Origin of the sequence: Actinacidiphila glaucinigra (assembly GCF_035918135.1) — a bacterium.
GTDB lineage: Bacteria > Actinomycetota > Actinomycetes > Streptomycetales > Streptomycetaceae > Actinacidiphila > Actinacidiphila glaucinigra.
The window spans coordinates 4,664,899-4,680,928 of record NZ_CP109144.1 but is presented as its reverse complement, the minus strand read 5'-3'; the positions used below and the strand labels follow the sequence as shown (position 1 = coordinate 4,680,928).

15 protein-coding genes are annotated in these 16,030 nt (G+C 73.4%); 3 read left to right on the top strand and 12 right to left on the bottom strand.

The features are described 5' to 3' along the window. Positions 1-12: 12 nt before the first annotated feature. The 3 genes from OIE69_RS20920 to pdhA are packed head-to-tail and all read right to left on the bottom strand — an operon-like array spanning position 13 to position 3,448. Positions 13-1,326: a dihydrolipoamide acetyltransferase family protein gene (locus OIE69_RS20920; protein ID WP_326573756.1), complete on the bottom strand. Its 1,314-nt coding sequence runs from the start codon at positions 1,324-1,326 to the stop codon at positions 13-15. After that, positions 1,326-2,351, bottom strand: a complete 1,026-nt coding sequence (locus OIE69_RS20915) for an alpha-ketoacid dehydrogenase subunit beta (RefSeq protein WP_326573754.1) — start codon at positions 2,349-2,351, stop codon at positions 1,326-1,328. The genes OIE69_RS20920 and OIE69_RS20915 overlap by 1 nt, the downstream gene beginning before the upstream one ends. After that, positions 2,348-3,448, bottom strand: coding sequence for a pyruvate dehydrogenase (acetyl-transferring) E1 component subunit alpha (pdhA, locus tag OIE69_RS20910; RefSeq protein ID WP_326573752.1), 1,101 nt, complete (start codon positions 3,446-3,448; stop codon positions 2,348-2,350). The genes OIE69_RS20915 and pdhA overlap by 4 nt, the downstream gene beginning before the upstream one ends. Before the next feature lie 149 nt (positions 3,449-3,597). Here pdhA and OIE69_RS20905 point away from each other — a divergent pair, with 149 nt between their 5' ends. Further along, positions 3,598-4,140: an Lrp/AsnC family transcriptional regulator gene (locus OIE69_RS20905; protein ID WP_078619887.1), complete on the top strand. Its 543-nt coding sequence runs from the start codon at positions 3,598-3,600 to the stop codon at positions 4,138-4,140. A gap of 44 nt (positions 4,141-4,184) precedes the next feature. Here the strand turns inward: OIE69_RS20905 and OIE69_RS20900 are convergent, their stop codons facing one another. The 3 genes from OIE69_RS20900 to OIE69_RS20890 are packed head-to-tail and all read right to left on the bottom strand — an operon-like array spanning position 4,185 to position 7,087. After that, on the bottom strand, positions 4,185-4,913 hold the full coding sequence (locus OIE69_RS20900; RefSeq protein ID WP_326573749.1) for an alpha/beta hydrolase family protein: 729 nt from the start codon (positions 4,911-4,913) through the stop codon (positions 4,185-4,187). Positions 4,914-4,946: 33 nt separating this feature from the next. Next, entirely contained in the window at positions 4,947-5,564 is a 618-nt protein-coding gene (locus OIE69_RS20895) for a TetR/AcrR family transcriptional regulator (protein ID WP_326573747.1), read from the bottom strand. Positions 5,565-5,566: 2 nt separating this feature from the next. Continuing rightward, positions 5,567-7,087: a 3-hydroxyacyl-CoA dehydrogenase gene (locus tag OIE69_RS20890; RefSeq protein WP_326573745.1), complete on the bottom strand. Its 1,521-nt coding sequence runs from the start codon at positions 7,085-7,087 to the stop codon at positions 5,567-5,569. 133 nt (positions 7,088-7,220) lie between these two features. On the opposite strand from OIE69_RS20890, the gene paaN reads away from it, so the two are divergent. Continuing rightward, complete coding sequence (gene paaN, locus OIE69_RS20885) at positions 7,221-8,897, top strand: phenylacetic acid degradation protein PaaN (RefSeq protein WP_326573743.1); 1,677 nt, start codon at positions 7,221-7,223, stop codon at positions 8,895-8,897. 45 nt (positions 8,898-8,942) lie between these two features. Here paaN and OIE69_RS20880 read toward each other — a convergent pair whose 3' ends face one another. From OIE69_RS20880 to OIE69_RS20870, 3 genes are read right to left on the bottom strand one after another with little or no spacing between them, the layout of a single operon-like run. Next, positions 8,943-9,623 carry a TrmH family RNA methyltransferase gene (locus tag OIE69_RS20880; protein WP_326573741.1) on the bottom strand — a complete coding sequence of 227 codons (681 nt, stop codon included), beginning with the start codon at positions 9,621-9,623 and terminating at the stop codon, positions 8,943-8,945. Next, positions 9,620-11,119, bottom strand: coding sequence for an HTTM domain-containing protein (locus tag OIE69_RS20875; protein ID WP_392567543.1), 1,500 nt, complete (start codon positions 11,117-11,119; stop codon positions 9,620-9,622). Before OIE69_RS20875 ends, OIE69_RS20880 begins: the two co-directional genes overlap by 4 nt. Further along, positions 11,116-11,799 carry a DUF5819 family protein gene (locus OIE69_RS20870; protein ID WP_326573739.1) on the bottom strand — a complete coding sequence of 228 codons (684 nt, stop codon included), beginning with the start codon at positions 11,797-11,799 and terminating at the stop codon, positions 11,116-11,118. The genes OIE69_RS20875 and OIE69_RS20870 overlap by 4 nt, the downstream gene beginning before the upstream one ends. Positions 11,800-12,002: 203 nt before the next feature. Between OIE69_RS20870 and OIE69_RS20865 the strand changes: the two genes are divergently transcribed. Further along, positions 12,003-13,142: an acyl-CoA dehydrogenase family protein gene (locus OIE69_RS20865; protein WP_326573737.1), complete on the top strand. Its 1,140-nt coding sequence runs from the start codon at positions 12,003-12,005 to the stop codon at positions 13,140-13,142. Positions 13,143-13,170: 28 nt separating this feature from the next. Here OIE69_RS20865 and OIE69_RS20860 read toward each other — a convergent pair whose 3' ends face one another. From OIE69_RS20860 to OIE69_RS20850, 3 genes are all read right to left on the bottom strand, one after another. Next, entirely contained in the window at positions 13,171-13,503 is a 333-nt protein-coding gene (locus OIE69_RS20860; RefSeq protein ID WP_018559175.1) for a rhodanese-like domain-containing protein, read from the bottom strand. Positions 13,504-13,552: 49 nt separating this feature from the next. After that, positions 13,553-14,383, bottom strand: a complete 831-nt coding sequence (locus tag OIE69_RS20855) for a hypothetical protein (protein WP_326573734.1) — start codon at positions 14,381-14,383, stop codon at positions 13,553-13,555. 82 nt (positions 14,384-14,465) lie between these two features. Beyond that, on the bottom strand, positions 14,466-15,884 hold the full coding sequence (locus OIE69_RS20850; protein ID WP_326573732.1) for a DUF2252 domain-containing protein: 1,419 nt from the start codon (positions 15,882-15,884) through the stop codon (positions 14,466-14,468). Between the last annotated feature and the right edge of the window lie 146 nt (positions 15,885-16,030).

Genomic DNA, 16,030 nt, shown 5'->3' with positions numbered 1-16,030 from the left:
ACCGTGACGTGTTCACACCGCCCGGAGCAGCACCGCCGGTTGTTCCACGCAGTCCGCGACGAAGCGGAGGAAGCCGCCCGCCGTGCCGCCGTCGCACACCCGGTGGTCGAAGGTGAACGACAACTGGACCACCTGCCGCACCGCCAGTTCGCCCTGGTGCACCCACGGCTTGGGGGTGATCCGGCCGACGCCGAGCATCGCGGCCTCGGGGTGGTTGATGATCGGCGTGGAGCCGTCGACACCGAACACGCCGTAGTTGTTCAGCGTGAAGGTGCCGCCGGTCAGCTGGGCCGGGGTCAGCGCACCGGAGCGGGCCGCCTCGGTGAGCCGGCCGATCTCCGCCGACAGCTCCTCCGTGCTGCGCCGGTGGGCGTCCCGCACGACCGGCACGACCAGACCGCGATCGGTCTGCGCCGCGAAGCCGATGTGCACCTCCGGCAGCACGACGATCTCGCCGCGACCGGTGTCCACCGTGGAATTGAGCTCCGGGTAGCGGGCGAGGGCCGCCGCGCAGATCCGCGCGAACAGCGCGAGGACGGAGACCTTGGGACCGCCCGCGGCGTTCATCGCCGCCCGTGCCGCGAGCAGTTCCGTCGCGTCGGCGTCCACCCAGCAGGTGGCGTCGGGGATCTCCCGCCGGCTGCGGCCGAGCTTCTCGGCCACGGCGCCGCGGATGCCGCGCAGCGGGATGCGGGTGCCCTCGGCCGGGGCCGCGGAGGCCACGGGGGCGGGCGCGGTGACCGGCGCCGTGGACACGGCCGTGATGGCCCGTTCCACGTCGGAGCGCAGGATCAGCCCGTCGGGGCCGGAACCCGTCAGCACGCGCAGGTCGAGACCGTGCTCACGGGCCCTGCGCCGCACCAGCGGGGAGATGACGGCCACGGGGCCCTCGTGCCGGACCGGCACTGCGGCCACCGGAGCCGGAGCGGCCGCGGGGGCGAGCGCCGGGGCACCCGGCGCCGGACGCACCCGGCGGCGCCGGGCCGCGGGGCCGCTGGTCCCGTAACCGACCAGCACGTTGCCGGACCCGGAGTCGCCGTCGGCCGGGGCGGCCGGGGCGGCGGGCGTCTGCCCGTCGGGGGAGCCGACCGCGACGGTCAGCAGCGGCCGCCCGACGTCGAGGGTCTGGCCCTCCTCGCCGAAGCGCGCGGTGACCACGCCGCCGTAGGGGCAGGGCACCTCGACCACGGCCTTGGCCGTCTCGACCTCGACGACCGGCTGGTCGATGGCGACGACGTCGCCGACCTGCACCATCCAGCGCACGATCTCGGCCTCGGTCAGCCCCTCACCCAGGTCGGGGAGGGCGAACTCGCGGACGACGGCCATCACGCCTCCTCCCACTGCAGGCGCCCGACCGCGTCGAGGATGCGATCGACACCGGGCAGGTGGTGCCGCTCCAGCATCGGCGGCGGGTAGGGGATGTCGAAGCCGGCGACCCGCAGGACCGGGGCCTCCAGGTGGTGGAAGCAGCGCTCGGTGACCCGGGCGGCGATCTCGGCGCCCACGCCCCCGAAGCCGGAGGCCTCGTGGACGACGACCGCGCGGCCGGTGCGGCGCACCGAGGCGCTGACCGTCTCGTCGTCGAAGGGCACCAGGCTGCGCAGGTCGACGACCTCCAGGTCCCAGCCCTCCTGCACGGCGGCCTCGGCGGCCTCCAGGCAGACGGGGAGCGACGGGCCGTAGGTGATGAGGGTGGCGGAGCGGCCGGCGCGGCGGACGACGGCCCGTCCGATGGGGGCCACCTCCTCCGGCGCGTCCGCCGACCAGTCGGCCTTGGACCAGTACAGCCGCTTCGGCTCGAGGAAGATCACCGGGTCGTCGGAGGCGATCGAGGCCCTCAGCAGCCCGTAGGCGTCCGCCACCGTGGCGGGGGTGACGACGTGCAGGCCGGGGGTGTGCGTGTAGTACGCCTCGGACGCGTCGCTGTGGTGCTCGACGCCGCCGATGCCGCCGCCGTAGGGCACGCGGATGGTCAGCGGCAGCGGCATGGTGCCGCGCGTGCGGTTGCGCATCTTGGCGACGTGGCTGACCAGCTGCTCGAAAGCCGGGTAGGCGAAGGCGTCGAACTGCATCTCGACCACGGGGCGCATCCCGTACATCGCCATGCCCACGGCCGTGCCGAGGATGCCGGCCTCGGCGAGCGGGGTGTCGGTGCAGCGGCTGTCGCCGAACTCCTTGGCGAGGCCGTCGGTGATCCGGAAGACACCGCCGAGGGTGCCGATGTCCTCGCCGAAGAGGTGGACGGACGGGTCCTCGGCGAGGGAGTCGCGCAGCGCGCGGTTGAGCGCCTGGGCCATGGTGGCCGGCTTGCGTCCGGCGGCCACGGGGGTCGCGGTGGTGGCGGTGCTCATGACTGTGCCTCGGCCTCCAGCTCGGCCCTCAGCATCGCGGCCTGCTCGCGCAGCTGCGGGGTGGGCTCGGCGTAGACGTGTGCGAACAGGTCCATCGGGTCGAGGACGGCGTCCTCGTTCATCCGCTCGCGCAGCGCGGCGGCCATCCGCTCCGCGTCCTGCTCGGTGTCGCGGACCATCGCCTCGTCGAGCAGGTCGCGCTCGCGCATCGCGCGCTCGAGCACGGCGATCGGGTCGTGCTCGCGCCAGGCCTCGACCTCGGCGTCCTCCCGGTAGCGGGTGGCGTCGTCGGCGTTGGTGTGGGCGTCCATGCGGTAGGTGATCGCCTCCACCAGGGTCGGCCCGCCGCCTTCGCGGGCGCGGGCCACGGCCTCGGTGAGCACGGCGTGGACGGCCGCGACGTCGTTGCCGTCGACGAGCCGGCCGGGCATCCCGTAGCCCACGGCCTTGTGGGCCAGCGACGGGGCGGCGGTCTGCTTGGCGAGCGGCACCGAGATGGCGAAGCCGTTGTTCTGCACGAGGAAGACGACGGGGGAGTGCCACACGGCGGCGAAGTTCAGCGCCTCGTGGAAGTCGCCCTCGCTGGTGCCTCCGTCGCCGACCATGGCCAGGGCGACGACGTCGTCGCCCTTGAGCCGGGCCGCGTGCGCGAGGCCCACGGCGTGCGGCAGCTGGGTGGCCAGCGGCGTGCTGAGCGGGGCGACCCGGTGCTCGCGCGGGTCGTAGCCGGTGTGCCAGTCACCGCGCAGCAGCGTCAGCGCCTCGACGGGGTCGACGCCGCGGGCGACGGCGGCCAGGGTGTCGCGATAGCTGGGGAACAGCCAGTCGCGGGGCTCGAGGGCGAGCGCCGCGGCGACCTCGCACGCCTCCTGACCGGTGCTGGAGGGGTAGACGGCGAGCCTGCCCTGCTTGGTGAGCGCGGTGGCCTGCCGGTTGTAGCGGCGGCCGCGCACCAGCTGTCCGTACATCGTGGTCAGCAGTCCGGCGTCGAGCGCGCCTGCCTCGGGGGTGCCGAGCAGTCGGTACGGCTCAGGGTCGGGCAGCAGCGGCGCCGGGTCGGTGCGGGGTTGCCAGACGTGCTGGTCCAGGACGGTCATCGCGAGCACCTCCTCGTGGGCGTGTTCGATCGGTGGAGCGGGTATCGCTCCCCTACCGATTGTTCGGTCGCCGGAGGCATTTTGGCTACAGGTGTGTCCCGCCTGTGGACAAACGGTTCTCCACACCCTGAGATGGAGCCAGTACGTCCATGCTAGGGAGGCTCGGGGGCGTGACGGATTCCCAAATTTCTCGGGGCGGCGCCCCGGGACCGCAGGCAGCGGCACCGGACACCGGTCCGGCGGCGGTGCGTCCGCTGGACGCCATCGACCGCGCGATCCTGCGCTACCTGCAGGAGGACGGCCGGGCGTCCATACGGTCGGTGGCGGAGCACGTCCATGTGTCCCGCGCCAACGCCTACGCCCGGATCAACCGCCTCATCGAGGACGGGGTCATCCGCGGCTTCACGGCCCGGGTCGACCACGAACGCGCAGGTCACGGCGCGTCCGCGTACATCACCCTGAAGATCGTGCAGAACTCCTGGCGCACCGTGCGGGAGAAGCTGCTGGAGCTGCCCGGGGTGGCGCACATCGCCCTGGTGAGCGGGGACTTCGACGTGCTGCTGCTCGTCCACACCCCCGACAACCGCAGCCTGCGGGAGCTGGTGCTGACCCGCATCCAGGCAGTGCCGGAGGTACTCAGCAGCCGCACGCTGCTGGTCTTCGAGGAGACCGACCGGGTGCTGACCGACTGACGCCGGCCCCGCCCGCGGGCCCCGCCCGCCCATCCCCCGCCCGGCTATCCGGCGTACTTCTTCAAGAAGGCCGTCACGGTGGCCCAATTGGGGTCGTAGCTGAGCATGCCCACGCCGTGCTGGGGTCCGCCGACGATGTCGAGCCGGTTCTCGGCCGCCTTCTTCGTGGCCTTGCTCAGCGCCTCGGTCGACTCCGCGAACGCGGTGTCGCCCGCCGCCGCCATGTAGAGCACGGGCATCGTCAGCCGGGGCACCGCGGAGCTCGCGTCCATCGTCCCGTAGGTCTCGGGCGCGGAGAGCGAGACCACGGCGTCGACCGGCGGGTCGACCGACGCGGCACCCTCCAGCACGGCCGTGCCGCCCTTGGAGGCGCCCATCAGCAGCACGTGCCGCACGCCCTTGTCGCGCAGGAACGCCACCCCGCCCACGACCTCGGGCACCTCGCTGCCGTTGGAGTCGACGACCAGGACGCGGTAGCCGTCCTTCACCAGGAGGTCGGCCTGCGGCATCCACTGGCACATGTCGCCGTCCGCCTGGTGCATCAGCAGGACGGCCGTGTCGCCCTTGCCGCCGAACCAGGCGTCCACGGGGTTGGCGCCGGCATCGTCGTAGCCGACGGATCCGGCCTTCGCCTGCGCGGCCGTCAGGCAGCCGAAGTCCTCAGGCGGTGTGGCGTCGGCGGCCTGTCCGCCGTCGTCACCGCCTCCGCACCCGGCGAGCAGCAGGACGGCCGCCGAGGCGGCACACAGACGGGCACGCAAGGTGAGTGGCATGACCCCGAGCGTGACGGTTGGTCTGGACCAGCGTCAAGAGACGCGCAACCCGTCGAAGGCCAGCCGCACGACGGCGTCCACGACCGCGGCGTCGTCGTGCTCCCGGGTACCGGCCGCGTGCGGCTGGTACCACTCGACTATGGAATTGATCATTCCGAAGAGCAGCCTGGTCGCGAGCCTGGGCTCCACGTCACCTCGCAGGTCCCCCTCCGCGACGGCCGACTTCAGCAGGTCGGCGACCCGGTGGTCGAACTCCCTGCGGCGCTCCATGGCCGCCCGCTCGGTCGTGGTGTTGCCGCGCACCCGCAGCAGCAGCGTGACGTAGGGCAGCTCCGCCATCAGCACCTCGGTGGTGCGGCGCGTGACGTACTCCAGCCGCTCCACGGCCCGCCCGCCACTCGCCCCGGGCTCCGCCAGGATGCCGAAGAGCCCGTCCAGGGCACGGCCGACGGCGCGCTCCAGGAGCTCCTCCTTGCCCCGCACATGGTGGTAGATCGAGGACTTGGAGATGCCGGCGGCGCGCGACAGGTGCTCCATGGACGTGCCGTCGTAACCGCGCTCGATGAAGACCGCCACGGCCACGGCCAGCAGCGAGTCCGGGGTGTACGTGTCCCTCTTGGGGGCGGAGCTGTCGCGCTGTGCCATGGTCATGATTAGAGCAGTCTCCCCTCGGCCGCCGCGCGGCGGTTCAGCGGACGGGACGGCGCGTAGCGCCCGCCGGGGTACGCCTGGTGCAGGTTGCGCAGCACCTCGCGAACCCACTCGAAGCCCAGTTCGTCACCCCAGGCCAGCGGACCGCGCGGGTAGTTCACGCCCAGCCGCATCGCGGAGTCGACGTCCTCCGGCGAGGCCACCCCGCGGGCGACGGCGTCGGTGGCGAAGTCCACCAGCATCGCCACGGTCCGGGCGACGATCATGCCCGGGACGTCCTCGATGACGCTGACCTTCTTGCCCAGCGCCTGGAACAGGCCGATCGCCGCCTGCACGGTCTCCGGGCGCGCGGAGTCGGACGGCGCGAGGGCGACCCGGGTGGCCACCCGATAGTCCAGCGCGAGGTCGAACTGCACGTAGTCGACGGCCGGGCCCGTGGTGGCCGGTCCGCCGTCCGCCAGGTAGAGCCGGCCGCCGCCGGGCAGTTCGATGAACCCGTCGTCCGGGTCGGCGACCTCGCCGTCCAGCACCTCGATGCCCGCCTCCGCGATCAGCCGGGGCAGCACCGCGGCCGGGCCGCGGCCGCCCATGCACACGGTGACCTCGGCGGGCGGCTTCTCCGGCCCGGCGGTGCGGGGGGCCGGAGCGGCCGCGCCCTCGGCGTGGTCGTACCAGCCGTGCCCGCTCTTGCGGCCGAGCCGCCCGGACTCCACCAGCCGCCGCTGGGCGAGCGAGGGGGTGAACCTGGGGTCCTGGAAGAAGGAGTCCCACACCGAGCGGGTGACGGCCTCGTTGACGTCCTGGCCGATGAGGTCGGTGAGCTCGAAGGGGCCCATCCGGAAGCCGCCGCTCTCCCGCAGCACCGCGTCGATGGTGGCGGGGTCGGCGACCCGTTCCTCGTGGAGCCGGAAGGCCTCGGCGTAGAAGGGGCGCGCGACCCGGTTGACGATGAAGCCGGGGGTGTCGGTGCAGCGCACCGGCGTCTTGCCCCAGGTGGCGGCGGTGTCGTACGCGGTCCTGGCGGCCGCCTCGTCGGTCGCCGCGCCGGAGACCACCTCGACCAGCGGCAGCAGCGGGGCGGGGTTGAAGAAGTGCAGGCCGACGAAGCGCCCCGGAAGGCGCAGCGCGCCGCCCACGGCGGTCACCGACAGGGAGGAGGTGTTGGTGGCGAGCAGGCAGTCCTCGGGGACCACCGACTCCAGCGCCGTGAAGAGCTGCTGCTTGGCGCCCAGGTCCTCCAGGATCGCCTCGACGACGAGCGACACGCCCGCCAGCTCCTCGATCTCCCGGACGGCCGAGAGCCGCCCGCGGGCCGCGTCGCGCTCGTCGGCGGACAGCCGGCCCTTCTCCACCAGCCGGTCCAGCCGTTCCCCTATGGCCCGCTCGGCCTGCTCGGCCCGGCCCGGCCCGGCGTCGTAGAGGCGCACGGGATGCCCCGCCACCAGTGCGACCTGGGCGATCCCCTGGCCCATCGTCCCCGTGCCCACCACCGCGACCGTGCTGGATCGGTCAAGAGCGCTCATCGCCGCCACTGCTCCTCGCCGGTTGTCCACAGCTTGGGTCGGCCCCCCTTGTCCCGACCGAACATTCGGTTAATCTAGCGGTGAAGCCAGCACCCTGCCCACCCCAATCCCAGCTCGACGAGGAGTTGGCCCCATGGCTGCCGATCTCACCGCTGTCCCGTCGGTCGAAGCGCACCGCGAGACGCTCGACAAGGCGCTCGAGGCGATCCGTACCCGCGAGTACTGGTCCCCGTACCCCGAGCACCCGAAGGCATACGCGGACGGCGGGACCGCCCAGGCCGCGTTCGACGCCCTGCGCGGCACCCGCTTCGACCTGGACCAGCCCGGTACCGACGGCTGGACCGGCGGCGAGGTGTCCCCCTACGGCATCGACCTGGGCGTGGAGTACCCGCACCCGGACGTCGACGTGCTCCTCCCCGCGATGAAGGCCGCGATGCCCGCCTGGCGCGAGGCCGGCCCCGAGAACCGGGCCCTGGTCTGCCTGGAGATCCTGGCCCGGATCAACGCGCGCACCACGGAGATGGCCCACGCGGTCATGCACACCTCCGGCCAGGCCTTCATGATGGCCTTCCAGGCCGGCGGCCCGCACGCGCAGGACCGCGGCCTCGAGGCCGTCGCGTACGCCTACGTGGAGCAGGTGCGCACCCCCGGCACGGCCGAGTGGGTCAAGCCGCAGGGCAAGCGCGACCCGCTGACCCTGCGCAAGGACTTCACCGCGGTGCCGCGCGGCGTCGCGCTCGTGATCGGCTGCAACACCTTCCCCACCTGGAACGGGTACCCGGGCCTCTTCGCCTCCCTGGCCACCGGCAACGCGGTGGTGGTCAAGCCGCACCCGCGCGCGGTGCTCCCGCTGGCGCTGACGGTCAGGATCGCCCGCGAGGTGCTCGCCGAGACCGGCTTCGACCCGAACCTGGTCTGCCTGGCCGCCGAGCGGCCGGGCGAGGGCCTGGCCAAGACGCTGGCGCTGCGCCCCGAGGTCCGCGTCATCGACTACACCGGCTCCACCGCCTTCGGCGACTGGCTGGAGGAGAACGCCCGCCAGGCCCAGGTCTTCACCGAGAAGGCCGGCGTCAACACCGTCGTCGTCGACTCCACGGACGACTACAAGGGCATGCTGTCCAACCTGGCCTTCTCCCTGTCCCTGTACAGCGGCCAGATGTGCACCACCCCGCAGAACCTGCTGATCCCGCGCGACGGCATCGCCACCGACGACGGCCACAAGGGCTTCGACGAGGTGGTCGGCGATCTGTCGGCCGCCGTCGGCGGGCTGCTCGGCGACGACGCCCGGGCCAACGCCCTGCTGGGCGCCCTGGTCAACCCCGATGTGAAGGCCCGCCTGGAGGCCGCCGCCTCCCTCGGCGAGGTCGCGCTCGCCTCCCGCGAGGTCACGCACCCGGACTTCCCGGACGCCGTGGTCCGCACCCCGGTGATCGTGAAGCTGGACGGCGCCAAGCCGGACGACGAGGCCGCCTTCATGTCGGAGTGCTTCGGCCCGGTCGCCTTCGCGGTCGCCATGGACTCCACCAAGGACTCGGTCGACCTGCTGCGCCGCACCGTGCGGGAGAAGGGCGCCATGACGGTCGGCGCCTACACCACCTCCGGCGAGGTGGAGCGGCAGATCGAGGAGGTCTGCCTGGAGGAGGCCGCCCAGCTCTCGCTGAACCTGACCGGCGGGGTGTACGTCAACCAGACGGCCGCCTTCTCCGACTTCCACGGCTCCGGCGGCAACCCCGCCGCCAACGCGGCCCTGTGCGACGGCGCCTTCGTCGCGAGCCGCTTCCGGGTCATCGAGGTCCGCCGCCAGGCCTGATCCGGCCCGCCCGCACCGACGACAGCCCCGTCCGGAGCAGCCCTGTCACTCCGGACGGGGCTGCTCCGTTCCCACCCGCGCGTAGCGCTGGATCCAGGCGTGCATCGCGATGGCCGCCGCCGCGCCCGCGTTGATCGACCGCGTGGAGCCGAACTGGGCGATCGAGCAGACCGCCGAGGCGTGCTTCCACGCCTCGTCGGTCAGACCGGGGCCCTCCTGGCCGAAGAGCAGCACGCAGCGCCGGGGCAGCTCGGTGGTCTCCAGCGGCACGGCGCCGGGGAGGTTGTCGATCCCGATGATCGGCAGGTCCTCCGCGGCCGCCCACGCGGCCAGCGCCGCGACGTCCAGGTGGTGGCGCACATGCTGGTAGCGGTCGGTCACCATGGCGCCGCGCCGGTTCCAGCGGCGGCGCCCCACGATGTGCACCTCCTCGGCCAGGAAGGCGTTGGCGGTGCGCACCACGGAACCGATGTTGAAGTCGTGCTGCCAGTTCTCGACGGCGACGTGGAAGTCGTGGCGCCGGGTGTCGAGGTCGGCGACGATCGCCTCCCGCGTCCAGTAGCGGTACTCGTCCACCACGTTGCGGCGGTCGCCGTGCGCGAGCAGCTCGGGGTCGTAGCGCGGGCCCTCCGGCCAGGGTCGCGGATGCGGCCCGACCCCGATCTCGGGGCCGAAGCCGTCGTCGTACTGCAGCGGCTCGGCCGCGTCGTCCTGGCTGGTGCTCACACCACGAGGTTAGAGGGGGCGGGCTCGCCGTCCGGTCCCGGCCCTCGCGGCCCCGCGACCGCCCGCACCGGCGCGTCCTTCGCCCTCTCCGCGTCGTCCGCGTCGTCCGCGTCCCGCGGGCGGGCGTCCTCCGGCTCCCCGGCACCGCCCGCCGCCGCGTCGCGTCCCCCGCCGCGCCGCACCAGGCGCGCCACGCGGTCGCCCGCCCAGCGCAGGAAACCGGTGGGCAGGAAGACCGCGTCGGCGGCGATCATCGCCAGCGAGAAGAAGGGCAGTCCGAGAACGACCGCGATCGAGGCGTGCTCCACCATCATCAGCGCGAGCAGCACGTTCTTCACCCGGCGGTTGAAGAGGGTGAAGGGGAAGGCGACCTGGACGATCACGGTGCCGTAGGTGATCACCATGACCATCAGACCGCTGGCGGCCATCGCGTGGGACAGCCCCGGCCAGGGGCTGAAGTCGTCCAGGTGCAACGGGTAGTACAGCGCCGTGCCGTCCTGCCAACGCGAACCCTGGACCTTGTACCAGCCCGCCGTGGAGTAGATCAGGCACACCTCGACGACGATCACCAGCAGACCGGCTGCGTGCAGGATGTTGGCGAGGATGTCGAGCACCGTGCGCGGTTCGCCCGGCGCGTACCGCCGCACCGCCCACCACACGGCCTGGAGCAGCAGGAACCCCCACAGGAACGGCGTCCAGCCGAGCCAGGGCAGCAGACCGTCGGTCCAGGTCAGGCCGGTGCTGCCGAGCAGCTGCGCCACGGCCAGCACGAGCCCGAGGACGATCCACAGCGCGACCCCCGCGCCGTCGCCGTCGCCGTCCCGTCCCCTGGCCCGGCGGCGGGAGTCCAGCGACCAGACCCGACCGCACCGGGTGACGACGAGGTAGATCGCCATCAGGTGGATCACGTTGTCGCCGCCGTCGCCGACGAAGACGCTGCGGTTCTGCAGGGAGAGCACGCCGATCATGAACAGCAGCGAGGCCGTGCGGGTGCGCCAGCCGAGCAGCAGCATCACGCTCGCCAGGATCGCGCCCGTGTAGACGACCTCGAACCAGGCGTCGGCCCTGCCCCACAGCAGCAGGGTGAAGGCGTGGTTGCCGGCGACGAGCCGGTCCGCCAGGTCCCAGCTCCAGGCGCCGTCCGGCCCGTAGAGCTCGTGACGGTGCGGCCACTCGCGCAGCAGGAACAGCAGCCAGGTCAGCGAGACGCCGATGCGGACGACGGCGGCTTGGTAGCGGCCGACGGTGGTGCCGGTGATCCGGGCCAGGCCGCGCGACAGACCGCCCGCGGCGGAGTCGAGCATTCCGGCGAAGGGGGACGGAACCGGCGCCGGGGCCGCCGGGCGGCCGGAGGCGGGGACCGGTTCGCGTACGGCTTCGCGCAGGGCCGGGTTCACGGGCTCCTCGACGGGACCGTGCGCGGCCCCGTGAGCGGCCCCGTGCGCGGGGGCTCCCTGCGCCGCTTCGCGCGCGGCCCCGTTCAGTGCCTCGCTCACGACGCGTCCTCCCCGCCCTCGTCCTCGTCCGCCTGGTCCGCCACATCCGAGCTCCACCAGGGCAGGACCTGGAAGGTGGTGCGCGTGTCGATCTTCTCGGGGCTCCAGGTGGGGGCCGCGACCGGTGTGGTGCCGCTCCGCACCTGCAGGCGGACGACGTCGCCGCCGTTGAGCCGGGGCCCGAAACGGTCCTCCACGATGCGCTGCAGGTACTGCCTGCTCAGCTCGCCGCGCAGGCCGATGGGCTTGTTCTTCTCACCGTGGGAGGCGGCGTAGAAGCTCCACGCCCGGCGCAGTTGGTTCTGCTCGGTGTGGCTGGGCGCGACGTTGTGCCTGATCGCGGCTACGTCCATGGCCGTGAGGTCGACCCAGCCGGTCACCTGGCCGGCGCCGTCGTCCTTGCGTACCTCGGCACGCGCCCAGACGTGGATGTTCTGCTGGAGCGGATTGGGCGCGAAGAGCTTCCAGTTCTGCTCGAACTCGGGGTAGATGTAGCTGCCGACCAGTTCACCGTGCTTCTTGCTGGCGGTGTTCGACGGCGCGACGTGCAGGAAGACCATGAGGAGGTGCACTGCGACGCCGACCGCCGCCGCGGCCAGCGCCAGCGCGATCACGGTCCGCGCGGGCCGTGACAGCGTGGCTATCGCGGCCGGTCCCCCTGACTCCTCGGGTGGCTCCATCGTGGTCTCCGCTCCTGTTCCCCGTGTTCCGCTCAGCACGGAACGGTACTCATGCCCCACGCGTGCGGTACAGCCGTACCGGTCAGCCCGGGCCACGGCCGGCCACGGGGAGGGCGGGCGAGGGCGCCGGGGATGTGGACTTCCCCGCCCGACCCCCTTAATCTGACACACCGTCAGAATCGATGCTTCCGGGAGGTCGGACCATGGACTTCAGCTTCAGCGAGGAGCAGCTGGCGGCCGTCGAGGCGGCACGGGCGGTGTTCTCCGGGGTGGCCCCCGACGCCGTGCCGAGCCCCGCGCTGACCGCCGGGGCGGTCGCGGAGGACTTCGACCGCCCGCTGTGGCGCCGCCTGGCCTCGGCCGACCTCCTCGGCCTGGTGCTCGACGAGGCGTACGGCGGGGCCGGCCTCGACCCGGTCGCGCTGTGCCTGGTGCTGCGCGAGGCCGGGGCCGTACTGGCCCGGGTGCCGCTGCTGGAGACCTGCGCCGCCGCGCTCGCCGTACAGGCCGACGGCCCCGAGGAGCTGCGCGCCCGGCTGCTGCCCGCGGTGGGCCGCGGCGACCTCGTGCTGACCGTCGCCTCGGCGGGCCGCACCGGCCACGACGGCGCGGAGCTCGCCGTCACCGCGCGGCCCGCGGACGGAGGCCTCCAGGGGAACGCGCACACCAACGGAGACGGCGCCCCCCGCGACTGGCTGCTCGACGGCGTCCAGACCGCCGTCCCCTGGGCCCCGTACGCCGACCACGTCCTGGTCCCGGCCTCCGCCGCCCGCGGCCGCACCGTCATCGCCGTCGTCCCCCGCGAGGCGGTCACCGCGGCCGAGCAGATCTCGACCAGCGGGGAGCGCCACGCCGAGCTCCGGCTGGACGCCGTCCGCGTCCCCGCAGGCGACGTGATCACCGCCGACGGTGCCTGGGACCGGCTGCGCCGGCTGCTGACCACCGGCACCTGCGCCCTGGCGCTCGGGCTCGGCGGCGCCGTCCTGCGCATGACCGGCACCTACACCTCCCGGCGCGAGCAGTTCGGGCACCCACTGGCCACCTTCCAGGCCGTGGCCGTGCAGTCCGCCGACCGCTACATCGACCTGCGGGCGATGGAGGTCACCTGCTGGCAGGCCGCCTGGCGGCTGGACCCCGCCGACGTCGCGGTCGCCAAGATCTGGGCCTCGGAGGGCGTACGGCGGGTGGTGCAGACCGCGCAGCACCTGCACGGCGGCTTCGGCGCCGACACCGACTACCCGCTGCACCGCTACCACGCCTGGGCCAAGCAGCTGGAGCTCTCCCTCGGCCCCGCCGCCGCCCACGAGGAGGAACTGGGCGACCTGCTCGCCGCCGAGGCCTGAGCGTCCGGCGGAACGGCCGCCAGGGCCCTCAGAGCACGTGCGCCGGCCCCGCGCCGTCCGTCACCAGCGGGCGGCCCGCGGCCTCCCAGCCGAGCATCCCGCCGTCGACGTTCACCACGTCGAGGCCCTGCGCGATCAGGTACTGGGCGACCTGCGCCGAGCGTCCGCCGACCCGGCACACGACATGCACCCGGCGGTCCGCCGGGACCTCCCCGATACGGGCGACGACCTCGCCCATCGGGATGTGCACCGCGCCCTCGGCGTGCCCGGCATCCCACTCGTCGTGCTCCCGTACGTCGAGCAGGTAGCCGTCGGCGGGGACCTGCGCGGCGTCCACCGCGGGCAGCTGGGCGTAGAACATGGAACGGACTCCTTCGGTCAGGGCGTGCAGGTCGAACGTACCCGACCGGCTACGCGGGCCCCTTCGAGGAGCGCACCAGCTCCGCCAGCCGGGCCTCGCGGTTGGCGACCTGGTTGAGGAGGTTCTCCGCGATCTCGTTGAGCAGCCCGTCCGGGTCGTCCGGCGACAGCTTCATCATCTGCGCGATCGCGCTGTTCTCCAGCTCGGCGGCGAGCACGGCCAGCTGCTCCTTGCGCTGCGCCAGCCACTCCAGGCGCGCGTACAGCACCTCGGCCTCGCTCGGCTGCGCCTCCTCGGGGACCGGTCCGGCCTCCCACTCCTCCGCCAGCTCGCGCAGCCGCTGCTCGTCGGCGTAGGTGTACGCCTCGTTGACCCGGGCGATGAACTCGCTGCGCCGCTCGACCTCGGCCTCGTCCTGCGCCAGGTCCGGGTGGGCCTTGCGGACCAGCTCGCGGTAGAGCCGCTGCGCCTCCTTGCCCGGCCGCACGCGGCGCGGCGGGTTCGGGTCCTCCTGGGGCCGGACCCCGTCCGAGCCGAGCAGCCCGTCGAAGAGCTCCTCCACCCCGGGCATCGGCATCACGAGGGCCCGTGCCTCCCAGGCGCGGGCGATGTCCTCGCGGGAGCCGCTCTTCGCCGCGACCGCCTCGGCGATCAGCGCGTCGAGCTCGTCGAGCCGGGCGTACATCGGGCCGAGCTTCTGGTGGTGCAGCCGGGAGAAGTTCTCGACCTCCACCCTGAAGGTCTCCACCGCGATCTCGAACTCGATCAGGGCGCGCTCGGCGGCGCGGACCGCCTGGGCCAGGCGGTCCTGGGGCTCGGAAGAGGATGCGGCGGCCGACTCGGTGCCGGGGGCCGACTCGGTGCCGGGGGAATTCGTCACCGGTCCAGCCTACGAGGAGAGGGGGGCACCGGTCACAGGCTACGGCCTGGTAGCTGCCGCCGGCACTCCGGCGGCAGCCGCCTCACACGCCCTCTTCCGCCGCGATCCGCCCGGCCCGCACCTCCGCCACCAGTTCCGCGTGGTCGGCCTCGGTCCGGTCGGCGTACGCGACCGCGAAGGCCGCGACCGCCTCGTCCAGTTGCTCGCCCTTGCCGCAGTAGCCCGCGATCAGCCGGGGGTCCGCGGAGTGCGCGTGCGCCCTGGCCAGCAGCGCGCCCGTCATCCGCGCGTAGTCGTCTATCAGCCCGGACTCCAGCTCCGCGGTGTCGACGCTGCCCTTGCGGTTGCGGAACTGCCGCACCTGGTACGGCCGTCCGTCCACGTCGGCCCAGCCCAGCAGGCTGTCGCTGACGACCTGCATGCGCTTCTGGCCGAGCACCACGCGCCGCCCCTCGTGCTCCACCGCGGGGGCGTCGAACCCGGCCTTCCCCAGGTACGGCAGCAGCGCGGAGGGCCGGGCCTCCTTCACCTGGAGCACCAGCGGCTGCCCGAGGTGGTCCAGCAGCAGCACCACGTAGGAGCGGGTGCCCACGCTGCCCGTACCGACCACCCGGAACGCCACGTCGTGCACCGCGTACCGGGCCAGCAGCGGCCGCCGGTCCTCGCCGATCGTCGCCAGGTAGCCAGCCTCCGACAGGGCCGCGGCGACCGCCGCCGCCTCCTCGTCCGGCACCCGGCGCAGCACCGGGGGCGCGTCGACGAAGCGGCGGCCGCCGCCCTCGACCTCCTCCGTCGCCCGCGCCGCGAACTTGGCGCTGGTGTTGCGGCGCGCCTTGCCGGCCACCAGGCGCAGCGTGCCCGCCAGGTCGCGGGCGTCGGCGTGCGTGACCAGTTCCTCGTCGGCGATGGCGTGCCAGGCGTCCAGCACCGGCATCTTCGCCAGCAGTCGCATGGTGCGCCGGTACGCGCCGACCGCGTCGAAGGCGGCGCCCCGGCAGGCGTCCTCGTCGGCTCCGGCCTCGCGCCCGGCCAGCACCAGGGAGGTGGCGAGCCGCTTGACGTCCCACTCCCAGGGGCCGTGGACGGTCTCGTCGAAGTCGTTGATGTCCATGACCAGCCGGCCCAGATGGTCGCCGTACAGGCCGAAGTTGGCGGCGTGCGCGTCACCGCAGATCTGGGCGCCGATGCCGGTGACCGGGGCGCCCGCGAGGTCGGCGGCCATCAGCCCGGCCGAGCCGCGCAGGAAGGCGAAGGGGCTCGACGTCATCCTCCCCACCCGCAGCGGGACGAGTCCCGGGATGCGCCCGAGGCCGGACTCCCGCACCGCCTCGACCGCGCCCGGCCGGTCGGGGCCCGGTGCGAACGCCGCGTGCGCCTCACGCGGTACGGCCTCCCGCAGTGCCTTGCCCTCCTGCTTGGACGCACCGTCGTGCGGCCATCTCTGGAACCCCGCGATGTGCGGGAGCCTGTGCGCCACGTGCTCTCCCTCCCCATGCGCCATGCCCGGTTGGTCACTCCTGGGGGCAATCTAGCCATTTACCTGACCGCGTCCGATGTTTCATGCTTGCCTGGACGGTGCAAACCCGACCCTGATGCTCTTTCAGCCTTCCGCGCCGAACCGCAGCCGAACCTCAGGTGCCCGACGTT